The sequence below is a fragment of the Burkholderia torrens genome (assembly GCF_984668525.1).
Window position 1 is genome coordinate 1905181 of record NZ_OZ480211.1, and the last position, 14773, is coordinate 1919953.

Annotated in this window: 12 protein-coding genes; 1 reads left to right on the top strand and 11 read right to left on the bottom strand. The window is 65.4% G+C overall.

Annotated elements, in window-relative coordinates:
- Positions 1-42: 42 nt before the first annotated feature.
- The 6 genes from AC5LXX_RS08710 to AC5LXX_RS08735 form a co-directional block, all read right to left on the bottom strand.
- Complete coding sequence (locus AC5LXX_RS08710) at positions 43-1677, bottom strand: ABC transporter ATP-binding protein (protein WP_493411108.1); 1635 nt, start codon at positions 1675-1677, stop codon at positions 43-45.
- Positions 1677-2780 (bottom strand): ABC transporter permease, encoded by a 1104-nt coding sequence (locus AC5LXX_RS08715; protein WP_493409224.1) that lies wholly within the window; start codon positions 2778-2780, stop codon positions 1677-1679. Before AC5LXX_RS08715 ends, AC5LXX_RS08710 begins: the two co-directional genes overlap by 1 nt.
- The gene (locus AC5LXX_RS08720; RefSeq protein WP_124451874.1) at positions 2734-3786 is read right to left on the bottom strand and encodes a microcin C ABC transporter permease YejB; all 1053 of its coding nucleotides are present in this window, start codon (positions 3784-3786) and stop codon (positions 2734-2736) included. The genes AC5LXX_RS08715 and AC5LXX_RS08720 overlap by 47 nt, the downstream gene beginning before the upstream one ends.
- Before the next feature lie 12 nt (positions 3787-3798).
- A complete protein-coding gene (locus AC5LXX_RS08725; RefSeq protein ID WP_493409225.1) occupies positions 3799-5682 on the bottom strand; it encodes an extracellular solute-binding protein in 1884 nt (627 codons plus the stop codon).
- Between the two features lie 241 nt (positions 5683-5923).
- Positions 5924-8713, bottom strand: a complete 2790-nt coding sequence (locus AC5LXX_RS08730) for a TonB-dependent receptor (RefSeq protein WP_493409226.1) — start codon at positions 8711-8713, stop codon at positions 5924-5926.
- A gap of 318 nt (positions 8714-9031) precedes the next feature.
- Positions 9032-9607: a helix-turn-helix domain-containing protein gene (locus AC5LXX_RS08735; RefSeq protein WP_124451880.1), complete on the bottom strand. Its 576-nt coding sequence runs from the start codon at positions 9605-9607 to the stop codon at positions 9032-9034.
- Here AC5LXX_RS08735 and AC5LXX_RS08740 point away from each other — a divergent pair.
- Entirely contained in the window at positions 9606-9827 is a 222-nt protein-coding gene (locus AC5LXX_RS08740) for a hypothetical protein (RefSeq protein WP_493409227.1), read from the top strand. The two genes, AC5LXX_RS08735 and AC5LXX_RS08740, sit on opposite strands and share 2 nt — an antisense overlap.
- Positions 9828-9915: 88 nt before the next feature.
- On the opposite strand, the gene AC5LXX_RS08745 is transcribed toward AC5LXX_RS08740, so the two are convergent.
- From AC5LXX_RS08745 to AC5LXX_RS08765, 5 genes are all read right to left on the bottom strand, one after another.
- Positions 9916-11106 carry a tetratricopeptide repeat protein gene (locus AC5LXX_RS08745; protein ID WP_493409228.1) on the bottom strand — a complete coding sequence of 397 codons (1191 nt, stop codon included), beginning with the start codon at positions 11104-11106 and terminating at the stop codon, positions 9916-9918.
- A gap of 16 nt (positions 11107-11122) precedes the next feature.
- The gene (locus tag AC5LXX_RS08750) at positions 11123-11554 is read right to left on the bottom strand and encodes an ExbD/TolR family protein (RefSeq protein WP_124451887.1); all 432 of its coding nucleotides are present in this window, start codon (positions 11552-11554) and stop codon (positions 11123-11125) included.
- 274 nt (positions 11555-11828) lie between these two features.
- Positions 11829-12251, bottom strand: a complete 423-nt coding sequence (locus tag AC5LXX_RS08755; protein ID WP_048250972.1) for an ExbD/TolR family protein — start codon at positions 12249-12251, stop codon at positions 11829-11831.
- Between the two features lie 20 nt (positions 12252-12271).
- The gene (locus AC5LXX_RS08760; protein WP_493409229.1) at positions 12272-13165 is read right to left on the bottom strand and encodes a MotA/TolQ/ExbB proton channel family protein; all 894 of its coding nucleotides are present in this window, start codon (positions 13163-13165) and stop codon (positions 12272-12274) included.
- An 85-nt stretch (positions 13166-13250) separates the two neighbouring features.
- Positions 13251-13949, bottom strand: coding sequence for an energy transducer TonB (locus AC5LXX_RS08765; protein ID WP_124451891.1), 699 nt, complete (start codon positions 13947-13949; stop codon positions 13251-13253).
- Between the last annotated feature and the right edge of the window lie 824 nt (positions 13950-14773).

Consider the following 14773-nt stretch of genomic DNA (forward strand, 5'->3'; position numbering starts at 1 on the left):
CGCGGCACGCGGGCGGCCTGGGCGCGCTGCGCCCGGTACACGTCAATCATCGGTTCTCTCTCGGGAGTCGCGCACCGGCGCCAGCATCGACGACGCAAGCAGCGCACGCGTATACGGATGGGACGGCGCATGCAGCACGTCGAGCGTATCGCCCTCCTCGACCACGCGCCCCGCCTTCATCACGACGACCCGGTGGGCCATCGCCCGCATGACCGCGAGATCGTGCGTGATGAACAGGTAGCTGAGTTTGTACTTCTTTTGCAGATTCGTCAGCAGATTCAGCACCTGCTTCTGGATCGACACGTCGAGCGCGCTCGTCGGCTCGTCCAGCACCAGCAGTTCCGGCTCCACCGCCAGCGCACGCGCGATCGCGATCCGCTGCCGCTGGCCGCCGGAAAATTCGTGCGGATACCGCAGCATCGACTCGGCCGGCAGGCCGACCTCCTGCAGCAGCGCGGCGATCCGCGCACGCCGTGCGTCGCCGGCCACCTGCGGCCGGTGCACGGCAAGCCCCTCGCCGACGATCTGCTCGACCGTCATCCGCGGCGACAGCGAGCCGAACGGGTCCTGGAACACGACCTGCATCCTGCCGTACAGCGTGCGCCTGCCCTCCGTCGTCCGCAGCGTGTCGAGCGGCAAGCCGTCGATCTCGATCGCGCCGGCCGCCGGCCGCTGCAGGCCGAGCACCGTCGCCGCGAGCGTCGACTTCCCCGACCCCGACTCGCCGACGATCCCGAGCGTTTCGCCACGCTTCAGCGTCAGCCGCACGTCATGCACGGCGCGGAACGTCGTCTTGCCGAGCACCGCACGCCAACCTTTCGCCGCGATGCGGTAGTCGACGGCGAGATCGCGCACGTCGAGGATCGTCTGCGCCCCGGCCGCGACGGGCTCGACGGCGCGCTGCGGCGCACTGTCGAGCAACCGGCGCGTGTACGCATGCTGCGGCGCGGCGAACAGTGCGTCGGTCGTGTTCGTCTCCACCAGCACGCCCTGCTCCATCACGGCCACGCGCTGCGCGAAGCGCCGCACGAGGTTCAGGTCGTGCGTGATCAGCAGCACGGCCATTCCGCGTGCGGCCGCTTCCTGCTCCTGCAGTTCGATCAGCAGATCGACGATCTGCTGGCGCACCGTCACGTCGAGCGCCGTCGTCGGTTCGTCCGCCAGCAACAGCCGCGGCCGGCATGCGAGCGCCATCGCGATCATCGCGCGCTGGCGCTGCCCGCCCGACAACTGATGCGGAAAACTGTCGATACGCCGCTCCGGCTCCGGAATCCCGGTGCGCCGCAGCAGCGCGATCCCGCGTTCGCGCGCGTCGCCCGGCCGCAGCCCTTCGTGCAGCCGCAGGCTCTCGGCGATCTGCTTGCCGATCGTATACAGCGGATTCAGCGCGGTCATCGGCTCCTGGAACACCATCGCGATGTCCGCGCCGCGAATCCCGCGCATCTGCCGTTCGGTCTTCGCGAGCAGGTCCTCGCCGTCGAACAGCATCCGTCCGGACAGCGTCGCCTGCTGCGCGAGCCGCAGGATCGACAGCGCCGTCACGCTCTTGCCCGACCCCGATTCGCCGACGAGCGCGACGCGCTCGCCGCGGCCGATCGACAGGCTCAGGTCCTGCACGGCCGGTTTCGCGCCGAAGCGTGCCGAAAACCCGTCGATCTGCAACAAAGCGTTAGCCATCATCGCCCCCCGCCGAAGGCCGAGCCGCGCGCGCGCGTGTCGAGCGCGTTGCGCAACGCGTCGCCCATGAAGGTCAGCAGCAGCAGCGTCACCACCAGCGCAGCGAACGCGGAGATCGAGATCCACCACGCATCGAGGTTGTTCTTGCCCTCCTGAAGCAGTTCGCCGAGGCTCGGCGTCGGCGGCTCCACGCCAAGACCGAGGAAATCGAGGCTCGTCAGCGACAGGATCGCGGCGCTCATCCGGAACGGCAGGAACGTGATCACCGGCGTGAGGCTGTTCGGCAGCACGTGGCGCCACATGATCTGCGCGTTCGTCAGCCCCATCGTGCGGGCCGCTTTCACGTAATCGAGCGTGCGGTTGCGCAGGAATTCGGCGCGCACGTAGTCGGACAGCACGAGCCAGCCGAACATCGACAGCAGGACGAACAACAGCCACAGCGACGGCGTGAAGATCGACGCGAAGATGATCAGCAGGTACAGGTCCGGCAGCGCGCTCCAGATCTCGATCAGGCGCTGGCCGATCAGGTCGGTGCGCCCGCCGTAGAAGCCCTGCAGCGCACCCGTGAGCACACCGACCAGCACGCCCGACACGGTCAGCGCGAACGCCATCAGCACCGACAGCCGGAACCCGTACAGCAGCCGCGCGAGCACGTCGCGCCCGAACTGGTCGGTGCCGAGCCAGTTGCTCGCCGACGGCGGCGCCGGATACGGCCGCGACGCGAAGTAGTCGATCGTGTCGTAGCGATAGCGGTTCGGCGGATAGATCGCGAAATTGCCGTGCGATTCGAGCTTCGCCCGGATGTACGGATCGAGATAGTTCGTCTTCGCGGGAAAATCGCCGCCGAACTCGGTCTCGGGATAGTCCTTCACGATCGGAAAGTAATAGTGTCCGTCGTAGCGCACGAGCAGCGGCCGGTCGTTCGACAGGCCATCGGCGCACAGACTGAGCGCGAACAGCACGACGAAGATCACGAGGCTCGCAAAGCCGAGCGGCTGCGCGCGAAAACGCTGCCACGTACGCCGCCACGGCGAAGGCGACGGCGCGCACGCGGGCTCAGTGGTCCAGGCGGCTGAACTGGATACGGGGGTCGACGAGGACATAGCAGATATCCGCGATAAGCTTGGTCAGCAGACCGATCAGGGTGAACAGGAACAGCGAGCCGAGCACGACCGGATAGTCGCGACGGATCACCGCGTCGTACGACAGCTGCCCCATTCCGTCGAGCGAGAACAGCGTCTCGATCAGCAGGTTGCCGTTCAGGAATGCGCCGACGAATGCCGCCGGCAACCCGGTGAGCAGCGGGATCGCCGCATTGCGCAGCACGTGCTTCCACAGCACGTCGCGCTCCGGCGCGCCCTTCGCCCGCGCGGTCAGCACGTACTGCCGGCCGATTTCCTCGAGGAAGGTATTCTTCGTCAGGATCGTGACGATCGCGAAATTGCCGATCACCGCCGCCGTGACGGGCATCACGATGTGCCACAGATAGTCGAGCGTCTTGCCGAGCAACGTCAGGTCGTCGAAGTTGTCAGACGTGATCCCGCGCATCGGGAACACCTGCCAGAACGTGCCGCCGCCGAACAGCATCAGCAGCAGCACGCCGAGCACGAAACCCGGCACCGCATAGCCGGTCAGCACCAGCACGCTCGTCACGGTGTCGAATCGCGAGCCGTTGCGCACCGCCTTGGCGATGCCGAGCGGCACCGATACGAGATACGTGAGGATCACCGTCCATAGCCCGAGCGTGATCGAGACCGGCAGCTTCGAACGGATCACCGCCCACACGCTGCGGTGTGCGAAGTAGGACTGGCCGAGGTCGAACGTCGCATAGCTTTTCAGCATCAGCAGGTAGCGTTCGAGCGGCGGCTTGTCGAAGCCGAACTGCTTGCGGATCTGCGCGATCTGTTGCGGATCGACGCCCTGGCTGCCGTGATAGCCGCCCCCGCCTCCGCCTGCCTCGCCCCCGCGTGCGCTGCCGTGCCGCAACTGCGCAAGGACCTGCTCCACCGGGCCGCCCGGCACGAACTGCGTAACCGCGAACGTGATCGTCACGACCCCGACCAGCGTCGGGATCATCAGCAGCAGTCGCCTGAATATGTATGCCAGCATCGTTGTTCCCCGTCAGGCCGCCGGCGCCGGTTGTGCCGCCGGTTTCTTCACGAACCAGTAGTCGATGATCCAGTCCTCGTACTGATAGGAGTCCGGCACGACGGCCGGATGACCGAGCGTCGCCTTGTACGCGATCCGCGCGTTCGGCAGGTAGTACTGCGGGATCAGCACGTACAGGTTGATCAGCACGCGGTCGAGCGCGTGCGTGGCCGTCTCGAGATCGTCCAGCGTATCGGCCGCGAGCGCCGCGCGAATCAGTGCGTCGACGGCCTTCGACTTCACGCCCGGATAGTTCTCGGAGCCCGGCTGCGACGCGGCCGCGCTGCCGAACCGGCGCGTCAGCTCCGCGCCCGGGATCGTCACGGGCAGGTAGATGTACGTCGTCATGTCGTACTCGAAATTGTCGAGCCGCTTCAGGTAGACGGCGCTGTCGATCTCATGCAGATACGCGTGGATGCCGAGCGTCGCGAGCGCCTGCGTGTACGGCAGGATCAGGCGGTCCATGCCCGGCTGGTCGTCGATGATCTCGATCGTCATCGGCGTGCCGTTCGCGTCGCGCAGCGCGCCGTCCCGGTAGTGCCAGCCGGCCTGCTCCAGCAGGTCGCGCGCTTCCTTCAGGTTCGCGCGCAGCGAGCCGGGCGGCAGCGTCGACGGCTGGCTGATCATCGGGCCGAACACGGCCGGCGGCAAGGTCGACCGGTACGGTTCGAGCAACGCGAGCTCCTTCGCGCTCGGCATGCCGGACGCCGCGAACGGGCTCGCCTCCCAGAAGCTGCTGGTGCGGCGGTACTGCCCGTAGAACATCATCCGGCTCATCCAGTCGAAGTCGAACGCCAGCGCAAGTGCATGCCGCACACGCACGTCCTGGAACATCGGCTTGCGCAGGTTCATCAGGAAGCCCTGCATCTGCGCGGGGCCGTCGGGGAATTCGCCCTGCTTCAGCAGGCCGTTGCGAAAATTCTTCCCGACGTACTTGCGCGCCCACTGTGTCGCGCTGTATTCCATCCGCGCGTCCACGTCACCGGCCTTGAACGCCTCGAGCGCCGTGTACTGGTCGAGGTACAGCTTGAACGACACGTGGGCGAAGCGGAACATGCCGCGCCGCGACGGCAGGTTCGCGGCCCAGTAGTGCGGGTTGCGCACGTAGCGGATCTGCTTGTCGTTCCTGCGCTGCTCGATCAGGTACGCACCGCTCGCGATCGGCGGCACGGCCGCGATCTGGTCGAACGGCGGCCGCGTGCCGTCCGCGCGCTGCCCCCATTTCGGCGAGAACACCGGCAGGTCGCCCGCAATCAGCGCCGCGTCGCGCTCCGCGTGCTTGAACTCGAAGCGGATCGTGTGGCCGTCGACCACCATCGCGCGCTTGATGATCGAGAACTGCGCGTTGTAGAGCGGCGACGCCTGCGGGCTCGTCAGCGTGTCGAACGAATACTTGACGTCTGCCGCGGTGATCGCGTCGCCGTTCGAGAAGCGTGCGGCCGGGTTGATATGGAACGTCGCCGACAGCCGGTCCGGCGCGACCTCGACGTCGTCGGCGATCAGCGCGTATTCGGAAGCGAGTTCGTCCCAGCTGCGCTGCATCAGCGTGTCGAACATCAGGTTCTTGATGTCGGGCGCGGGCGAGCCGCGCACGAGGAACGGATTCAGTGAATCGTAGCTTTGCGCTTCGTCGTAGTTTTCGAAATCGAGCGTGCCGTCGTCGGGCGCATTCACGTCCGCGTAGTCGAAATGCGTGAAGTCCGGCGGATACTTCGGCTGGTCGTATTGCGAGATCGCCGACACCGCGAGCGCGGCCCGCGGCATCGCACCGCCCGACACGAGCAGCGCCGCGCAGGCGAACAGCACGATCCGCGCGCGGTGCGGCACGCGTGCCCATCGCCATTTCAACAGTCTCATGGTCAGTCTGTCCGGAAGCGTGCGGACGCGAAGCCTGCACGCGGTCGATGCCTGTGCCGGACGCTGCGCACTGGCCGCGTCCCGCCGGTAGTTCGTGTTGCAAACGATCGAAACACTGCGCCGTCGCGTGCCGCGGTTGCGGGCATGCGTGGCGCCAGGCGAAAAAGGGCCGCTCCAATTAAAGGGGGGGTTGTGGACGTGGAGCGGCCCGTCCAAGCCTGTCAGTTCATCACGGCCTCCGTCAGAACTTGTACGTCGCGCCGACCTGCGCGAACCGGCCGATGTACGAGTACACCGACGTGTCGTACCCGCTCTGGCTCAGCGTGCCGTTCGCGAAGATCGGGTCGTACGGCGGCGTGCGGTTGAAGAGGTTGTCGATACCGCCGTAGATCGTCCAGTTCTTGAAGCCCGTGTACGTCACCATCAGGTTGAACTGGCTGTACGAACCGACCTTGCTCGGCTCGGGCATCAGGTTCTGTGCGTACGGGCCCGTGAACTGCCACGTCAGCGCCGCATCGAACTTCCGGTAGTTCCAGTCCAGCGTCGTGTTGCCGCGCCAGCGCGGGAAGCTGCCGCCGAACGGCTGCGTGATCGTGAAGTTGTTGCCCGCGCCGTTGATCGGCGCGGCGCCCGGGAAGCCGATCTTGTAGCTGTTGACGTAAGCCCAGTCGCCCGACAGCGTAAGCATGCCCCAGCCCTTGAGCGGCAGCCCCTGGCGGAACGTGCCTTCGAAGCCGTTCGTGTCGAGGTAGCCGAGGTTCTGGTACGGAATCACCTTGTACAGCAACTGGCCGGTCGCCGGGTCGGTCACGACCTGCGATGGCTTGCCCTGGCCGATCACGTTGTCGATGCGGATCTTGTACCAGTCGAAGCCGATATCCGTGTAGCGGGCCGGCGAGACCTGGAAGCCGATGTTGAGGTTGCGCGTGCGTTCCGGCGCGAGGTTCGGGTTGCCGACCGTGATCGACGTGTAGTTCTGGCCGGTAGCCGGGTCGACCTGGATGCCGAGGGTCTGCGACTTGCTGTCCTCGACGAAGGTCGGCGCACGGAAGCCGCGGTTGTACGACGTATACAGCGTCAGCGCCTTGATCGGCTGGTAGCGCAGCGCGAAGCGCGGAGAGAACGCACCGCCCACGTCCGTGTAGTGGTCGTAGCGGCCTGCCTGGCTGAACGTCAGGTTCTCCAGGATCGGCACGTTGATCTGGTAATAGACAGCCGCGACGTTGCGCGCGCCGTTCACTGTCTGCAGATCGGGCGAGATCACCGCGCCGCTCAGGTATTCCGAGCCCGGCGTCAGCGTTTCGCTCTGGTGCGTGAACTGCGCGCCGAAACCGATGCCGACGTCACCGGTCGGCAGGTGGAACAGGTTCGGCGTCGACAGCGTCGCGTCGATCGTGTCGAGCTTCGAGATGCCGAGGTTGTTCGCTTCCTGGTACAGGCCGTTGAATGCGTTCGGCGTCGCGGCCGGGTTCGCGAAATTCAGCGTGCCGTTCTGGTAGATGTTGTTCAGCGCGTTCACGTTCAGCTGGTTCGTGAACACGTTCGATACCGTGCTCTGCGAATGGCTGACCGACGTCGCCCAGTCCCAGTCGCCGTACGGCAGCGTGAACGAACCCTTGATGCCGGTCGACGCGCGCCAGTAGTTGGCCCACGTCTTCTGCGCGACCGTGTTCGGGAACGCGTAGGTGAGCGGCGTGGCCGCGCCCGTCGTGTTGTACGGGTTGCTGACCGGTACCGTGTAGTTGAACGGCGACAGCAACTGCGTCTGCGGATTCCACACCAGTGCCGGGTTCTGCGGGTTGCCGATCACGTTGTTCCACAGGCCGTCGTTGGTCGTGGTCGTGTTGTAGCTTTCCAGGAAGTCCGCGAAGGCCGTCGTCGTGTCGTTGATCTTGAAGTCGCCATGCAGCTTCGCGTTCAGGCGCTCGGTCATCGGCAGGATCGACGTGCTTTCCGCCGTGTTGTACCCGCAGATGGTGCCCGGCAACCCGGCCGACAGCGAATTCGACGCGGCCGGGCGGACCGCCCCGCCGAACGGGCAGCCGTTCAGCGCCTGCGCACTGCCGTCGGGCATGTTCCAGTACGACGGCGCGAGCAGCGAGAAGCCGCCCGGCTTGCCCGTGAAGTCCTGGTTGCGGGTCGAATCGCGGTCGGCCAGCGTGAAGCCGTTCGACTTGTAGTAGCTGAGCGCGGCCGTCACGTTGAAGCGATCCGCGTTCAGGTCGCCGAAGCCGCCGAGCACGCCGAACTTCATCGTGCCGTCGCCGTTACCAGCGTTGATCGCGCTGCCGAGGCTGCCGTCGAGCTGCAGGCCGCGGAAGTTGTGTTTCGTGATGATGTTGACGACACCGCCGATCGCGTCCGAACCGTACTGCGACACCGCGCCCGTCTTCACGATTTCGATCCGCTCGATATCGTTGAGCGGGATCGTGTTGAGGTCGAAGAACGAGTCGACGCTGTTCGAGAAGAATGCGTACGGCGCGACGCGCTGGCCGTCGACCAGCACGAGCGTGTACTTCTCCGAGAGGCCGCGCAGTGCAATGCCGGCCGCGCCGGCCGCGAAGTTACCCGATTGCCCTTCGCCCCAGCTGTTCGCCGAGTTGGCTGCCGCATCGCGCAGGAAGTCGGCGACGGTCACCGCGCCGCTGGCCTGGATCTCCTTCGGCGTGATCGTCTGCACCTGCTGAAAGCCGGTCTTGTCGGATTGCCGGATCAGCGAGCCCGTCACTTCGAACCGCTTGATCTGCGCGACCTTGCCCTGCCCGTTCGCGGCGGGTGCGGCAGGCGTCGCCTCGGCCGCTGCACCGGGTGCCCCATCGGGCGCCGCAGCGTCCGGTGCAGCGGCGCTGCCCGCCGTGCCGCCCGCCTGCGCGACGGTCACGGGCGCGCCGTTCGCGACCGCATCGGCGATCGCGACGGCGCCCGGCGCCGGCTGGCTCTCGGCGAACGCCGACGGCGCCAGTACGGCCGTCAACGCGAGTTCCGCCCAGACTATCCTCTTGATGGCCAACGCCAACACTCTCTGCTTCATCTTGTTCCCTCTCGCTCGTAGTAAGACCCCACCTGCTGTGCGCCGGAACCTTGTGAATTCCTTGCGCGTCCTGGGTGCCCGTGTACCGGAACCCGCGATTGCCACGCTTTCGACTGCCATGATTCGAACGGATCGGCCTCGGGGCACCAGTGCCATTCAGCACGACCGCTATTTATTGTTTTGCTTTGTCATACTAATTACCTACATTGAGCGCGCTACCTGCTTCTTCCCGATTCGACGGATGGCGCGTCGTGGTGCCGGCCTTTCCTTCGATCGGATACTTCTTTTTTGCGGCGGCCCGAAGCGCGGCCGCCGCCGCTAGAACAGCCTCGGCGTGCCGACCCAGACGATCACCGCCTCTTCGTCGGCCGTGTTGTGCCACGCATGCGGCATCGTCGACTCGTAGTGCGCGGTATCGCCCTCGTTCAGCGTGAACGTGCAGTCCTCGAGTGTCAGCGCAACCTGCCCACGCATCACGTAGACGAACTCCTCGCCCGCATGCGTGGTCATCTCGGACGACAGCTGCCCTGCCGGCATCCTGACGAGGATCGCGTCGAGCTTGCGGCCGTCGACCAGGTTCGTCAGCCGGGCGAACAGGCTCGTCGAGTTCGCGAACTGGAAATACTGCAGCGCGTTGCCGCGACACACCGAGCGCGCTTCCGTCGGCGTGTCGATGAAGTACTGCATCGTCACGCCCAGCGCCTTCGCGATCCGGACCAGCGACGTGATCGACGGCGTTGCCCGCCCGCGCTCGACCTGCGACAGGAACGGCTTCGAAATGCCGGCGATGCCGGCCGCTTCGTCGAGCGTGAGTTTCAGACGCTGGCGCAGCGCCCGGATCTTGTTGCCGAGCGACACGGCGACGAGCACCGACTCATCAGGGGGCACAACCATGGAAGAACTGAGCCTCGCAGTCGAAATCGGTTTGATGTCGGCGATCCGTGATCGATGCAACGATGCGCACGGCCCGGCGCGATACCCGCCCGCGCGCGGCAGCCGCGTGCGGGTGATGCGCGGCGCAGGACGGCACCATCGCAGCCTGTCCGCACACGTCTCGCATATTTCATTCGGTTTACTAACTAACAAGGCTGCTCCTTTTCCTCGTCGAACCTGAACGTCATGCCGTCATGCACCGGCACTGTTGCGGCGGCGCACCGCTCGCCGATCGCGCCTGCAGCGTGCGCCGCCCCCCCGTCGTTGCGTTACCGGGACGCCACCGCCGTCCACAGCCTGGCCAGGTCGCCGGAACCGTCGGTTCCCTTGACCGTGCGCAGCACCTGTACCGCATGTGCCTTCTGGCCGGCCACGTAGTACGCCTCGCCGAGCCGCAGTCGCGCCGCGTCGGGATGCTCGAGGCCGCCCTTCGCGATTGCCTGCTCCATCATCGGCAGCCCCTGCTGCGCGCGGCCCGCAAAGACGAGGTTCATGCCCGTGTCGAGCGGCGTCGCCGGCGTGGCGGCGTCTCCGCCCGATTGCGCGCGCTTCGCGGCGAGCGCCTGCAGCCGCTTCTCGCGGTCCGCCTGCGCGTCCTTGCCGAGTACGCCGGACGCGAACCCCTGGTCGATTACCTGCTTGCCCTCGGCGGGCGATCCCGCCACCAGCGCGAGCTGCGTCATCTCCATGTATGCGTCGGCCGTCGCAAGCGATCCCGTCGCGCGGCGCAACCGGTAGATGTCGAGGTCGAGCGACGACAGATACCCGGGCGTGCCGCGAATGGCCGTGATCATTTCGTCCCAGTACGCGGGGCTCGGATGGTAGGTCACCAGCAGCCCGAGCGCACTGCGATACGCGTTGCCGTCCTTCACTTTCTGCGCGCACGTCGCGAGCATCTGCAGTTGCCCTTCGTCCGGTGCGCGTCCGCTGTTTGCCTGTGCGTCAGTGCTCGCCTTCAACTGGCTCACGACCGGCGCGCAATCGTTCGACAGGTAATACGACTGCGTGAGCAGCGTGCGCATTTCAGGATCCGTGCCGCCTGCCTTCAGGTAGCGCTGCGCGGTCCGGATCGCCAGCGGATAGTTCTTCTGCTGGAAATAGATGCCGGCCAGTGCCGCTGTCGTCCGCTGCTCGTCCTCGCCCGACAATCGCCCCGAATTCAGCACGGTCTCGTACGCCTGCGCAGCCGTGCCCGAGTCGCCGGCCGCGATTGCCGCCGCGCCGCGCATCTCTTCCACCATGTACGTTTCATACGGTGTCCGGTTGGGCACGGCGGCCGCCTGGGCGATCCTGCCGAGCGCGTCGCGATACTTGTGCGCGCGGTACAGCTCCTGTGCCGCCGCGAGCGGTTTCGCCACGTCCGGCCGCAGCGCGTCCGCCGGCAGCGCCGGCCGGCCGAGCATGCAGGTCGCGCCGAGCGCCGTCACCGCCAGGATCCGTTTCCATCGTCGCTGGTTCATCGGCTCGTCCGTTTCGTCATTGCATGAACTGTTCGTTACCGATCAGGCCGATCTTGGTCGCGCCCACGCGTTGCGCGGACGCCAGCACGGCCGCCACGTCCTTGTACGGCACCAGCTTGTTCGGTCGCAGGTGGATCTCCGCCTGCACGGGTTCCGCCGCGACCTGGGTCAGTTTCGCCTCGAGTGCCGAACGGTCCGGCACTGGTGTGCCGTTCCACGTCGTCGTGCCGTCGAAGTCGATGTCGATCTGCACGACTTCCGGCGGCGCGGCCGGCGGCGGCGGGTTGCCGACCGGCAGGTCCATCTTCACCGAATGCATCTGGATCGGAATCGTGATGATCAGCATGATCAGCAGCACCAGCATCACGTCGATCAGCGGCGTGGTGTTGATGTCGACCATCACTTCCGGTTCCGCGTTGCTTCCGCCCGAAGGCACATTCATCCCCATCTTCGACTCCTGTCGACCCGCGTTAGCGCTTTAGCGCTTACGCGGGTCCCATGCTTTGCGGTCGACCCGCGTTAGCGCTTTAGCGCTTACGCGGGTCCCATGCTTCGCGGTCGATCAGCGTTCGCGCTTTAGCGCTTACGCGGATCCCATGCTTTGCGGTCGATCAGCGTTAGCGCTTTAACGCTTACGCTGATCCCATGCTTCGCGGTCGACCCGCGTTAGCGCCTCAGCACTGACGCGAGCCCCATGCCCTGCAGCCGATCCGCTCGGGCGCCTAACCGCCGCGTGCCGGCGGCTCCGTAATGAACGACAGCTTCGCGATCCCCGCACGCTCGCACATCGTGACCACCCGGCCGATGAACTCGTAGCGTGTGTTCTGGTCGCCCCGCACGTGGACGCTTGGCTGCGGCTGCTGTTGCGACACGCCTTTCAGCTTTGCGAGCAGTGTCGGTGCGTCCACCAGCTGCTCGCCCCAGAAGAAATCGCCGTCGCGATTCACCGCGATCTCGATGCTTTTCGGCGTCGTCTGCAGCGGCTGCACCGTCTCCTTCGGCAGCTGAAGCTGGATCGTGTGCGTCACGACCGGAATCGTGATCAGGAAGATGATCAGCAACACCAGCATCACGTCGACGAGCGGCGTCGTGTTGATGTTGGCGATCACCTCGTCGCTATCGTCCTGCCCGACGTTCATGGCCATCGCGCGTCTCCGTCACCCGGTCAGTTCGCGAGCGATGCCGCCGGCGACGCCGCACGCACCGGGCGCCGGTTGCCAGCCAGCAGCACCGTGTGCAGTTGCGCGCCGAAGTTGCGCACCCGCTCCATCACCGACTTGTTGCGCCGAACCAGGAAGTTGTAGCCGAGCACCGCCGGCACTGCGACGGCAAGGCCGATCGCGGTCATGATGAGCGCCTCGCCCACCGGGCCTGCGACCTTGTCGATCGACGCCTGCCCCGCGATGCCGATCGCGGTCAGCGCGTGATAGATCCCCCAGACCGTGCCGAACAGCCCGACGAACGGGGCCGTCGACCCCACCGTGGCCAGAAACGCGAGCCCGTCCTGCATCCGGTTCGACACGTTCGTGATCGAGCGCTCGACCGACACGTCGATCCACGTGTTGCGGTCCACCGCCTCGAGCAGCGCGTCTTCGTGATGCTCGCCGGCTTCGATCGCGGTTTCGGCGATGAACCGGAACGGCGACGCCTCGTCGAGCAGCTTGGCGCCTTCGGCCAGCGACGGTGCGCTCCAGAGCTGCGCGTCGGCCAGTTTCGCGCGACGATTCGCACGCAACTGCTCCAGGAACTTGGTGATCATGATGTACCAGCTTCCCATCGACATGATCACAAGCAGGATCAGCACGAAACGGGCGACGAAGTCGCCGTTCTTCCAGAGCGCGCCGAGCCCGTACGGATTCTCGACTGCGACCGACGTGGCCGGCGCGGGCGGCGGCGCCGGCTCGGCGGCGGCCGGTGCCGGAGCCGGCGCGGCCTGCGCCGATGTATCGGCCGCCCCGCTGGCCTGCGCATGGGCGAGCTGCGGCGCAACGAACCCGTCGACCACGGCGACGGACATCAACATGCTTGCCGCCAGCGCGGCCACAAAACGCTTCGTCATACCCACTCCAGTTCTTTCGTTGAACTTAATACACAAGTTCGAGACGGTTTTCCCCGACCCGGCTCGTGCCGGGCCGCCCACTGCATCAATTCAGATTGAACGAGAACGGCACCTGGACCCGCACCGACTGGCCCTGAGCGACGCATTTGAACCGCTTCACGGTGTTGAACGCGGCGCGATCGAGGATCGGATCCGCCGACTGAGCGACGCGCTCGTTCGTGATGTTCCCTTCCGCATCCACGACGAACTCGATCGTCACGTCACCCGTGATGTTGTTTTCCTGTGCTTCCTTCGGATACTGGATCGACGCGCGCAGCGTGTCCGAATTCGGGCAGACGACCCCGACGTCATGGCTGACCGGCTTGGCCGGTGCCGGAGGCGCCACCACCGGCGCCTGCACGGCCGGCGCAGAAGGCACCGGGGCCGACTGGTGCGTGATCGTGGCCTGCGGCGGCGCCTGCACCTGGACTTCCGGCGGCGGCACGAACGGCGGCGGCGGCGGCGCGAATTTCGGCGGCGGGAGTTTGACCACGGGCATCGGCGGTGGCGGCGGCGGCTTGACCGGCTCGATGATGCGGGTTTCGATCGGATGCTGGATCACCTGCACGACTTTCGTCGCGAGGCCGTTGAGCAGTGCGTAGATCAGCACTGCATGCAGCACCAGGACGATCCCGATGCCGCCGAACCGGCGCACCGGGTTCTGCTGCTTCTTGCCGAACTCTCTCGGACGCCCCAGCGTGGCCAGTCCGCTGTTCGAAGTAGCCAGATGTTCCTCGACTTTCATGCCCACCATCCATCCCCCAAGCGATTCGCCCAGTTTCGGGTTGCGGCCGGCAGCGCAGCCAGGTCGGCATCGCCACCGCATCATCCCGAAAATTTCATTTCAAATTCAATTAGCAATCCGAATTGAAAGATTCACATTCGAATTCCAATTAATTCTTTATCAAGGAATCGTTCCGGCCGGCGCGATCCGGCTCTACACCGGAAACCACGCGCCCGCACGGTCAGGCAATTGTTAGCTGAGCAGACGCCCCTCACATTTCGTATGACGAATCGCCGATCGTTACGCGGTGATGTCAATGGCGCCGTTCACTTGGGTGCAGAAGATAGCAAGGAAAAAATTTTTCCGTCAAACTTTATTTGATGCCCAAATACAAAGTTTGGAGGCTTTATTCAAATAATATTCCGGTAAGCACAAATCAAGTCTTTATTATCCAAATGGTAATTGATTTGTATGGATATATCGAAATCCGGATATCAAACCCTTTTCGACATAAATATTCGCGTATTTCCTGCGTTGCACCAGGATGGACGGTCCTGGGAGACGACGGACCGGCCCCATCGCGTCACCCCGGCAATGCCGGCAGCGGTCGTTCCGCGCCCTTGGTCACCCGCACGGAAGCGCGCCGGCATGGTATGTCGTGGCACGTCGAAGGCATGCGCCATCCTCATTAAACTAGGAAGTAGTCCTAGTCAACAAGGATGATGTGAAACCCGTCGAATCATCAAAAAATCACTTCGCATATCAAATTAACTTTCCGGAACAATGTCATTATCCGGGCACACACCCTCCTCATCGGCGCGCACGCACGCGCGCCGCCCCTGCGC

Coding starts and splice junctions, on each gene's coding strand:
- AC5LXX_RS08710 (WP_493411108.1), bottom strand. CDS start 1,677: ATGGCTAACGCTTTGTTGCAGATCGACGGGTTTTCGGCACGCTTCGGC.
- AC5LXX_RS08715 (WP_493409224.1), bottom strand. CDS start 2,780: ATGTCCTCGTCGACCCCCGTATCCAGTTCAGCCGCCTGGACCACTGAG.
- AC5LXX_RS08720 (WP_124451874.1), bottom strand. CDS start 3,786: ATGCTGGCATACATATTCAGGCGACTGCTGCTGATGATCCCGACGCTG.
- AC5LXX_RS08725 (WP_493409225.1), bottom strand. CDS start 5,682: ATGAGACTGTTGAAATGGCGATGGGCACGCGTGCCGCACCGCGCGCGG.
- AC5LXX_RS08730 (WP_493409226.1), bottom strand. CDS start 8,713: ATGAAGCAGAGAGTGTTGGCGTTGGCCATCAAGAGGATAGTCTGGGCG.
- AC5LXX_RS08740 (WP_493409227.1), top strand. CDS start 9,606: ATGGAAGAACTGAGCCTCGCAGTCGAAATCGGTTTGATGTCGGCGATC.
- AC5LXX_RS08735 (WP_124451880.1), bottom strand. CDS start 9,607: ATGGTTGTGCCCCCTGATGAGTCGGTGCTCGTCGCCGTGTCGCTCGGC.
- AC5LXX_RS08745 (WP_493409228.1), bottom strand. CDS start 11,106: ATGAACCAGCGACGATGGAAACGGATCCTGGCGGTGACGGCGCTCGGC.
- AC5LXX_RS08750 (WP_124451887.1), bottom strand. CDS start 11,554: ATGGGGATGAATGTGCCTTCGGGCGGAAGCAACGCGGAACCGGAAGTG.
- AC5LXX_RS08755 (WP_048250972.1), bottom strand. CDS start 12,251: ATGGCCATGAACGTCGGGCAGGACGATAGCGACGAGGTGATCGCCAAC.
- AC5LXX_RS08760 (WP_493409229.1), bottom strand. CDS start 13,165: ATGACGAAGCGTTTTGTGGCCGCGCTGGCGGCAAGCATGTTGATGTCC.
- AC5LXX_RS08765 (WP_124451891.1), bottom strand. CDS start 13,949: ATGAAAGTCGAGGAACATCTGGCTACTTCGAACAGCGGACTGGCCACG.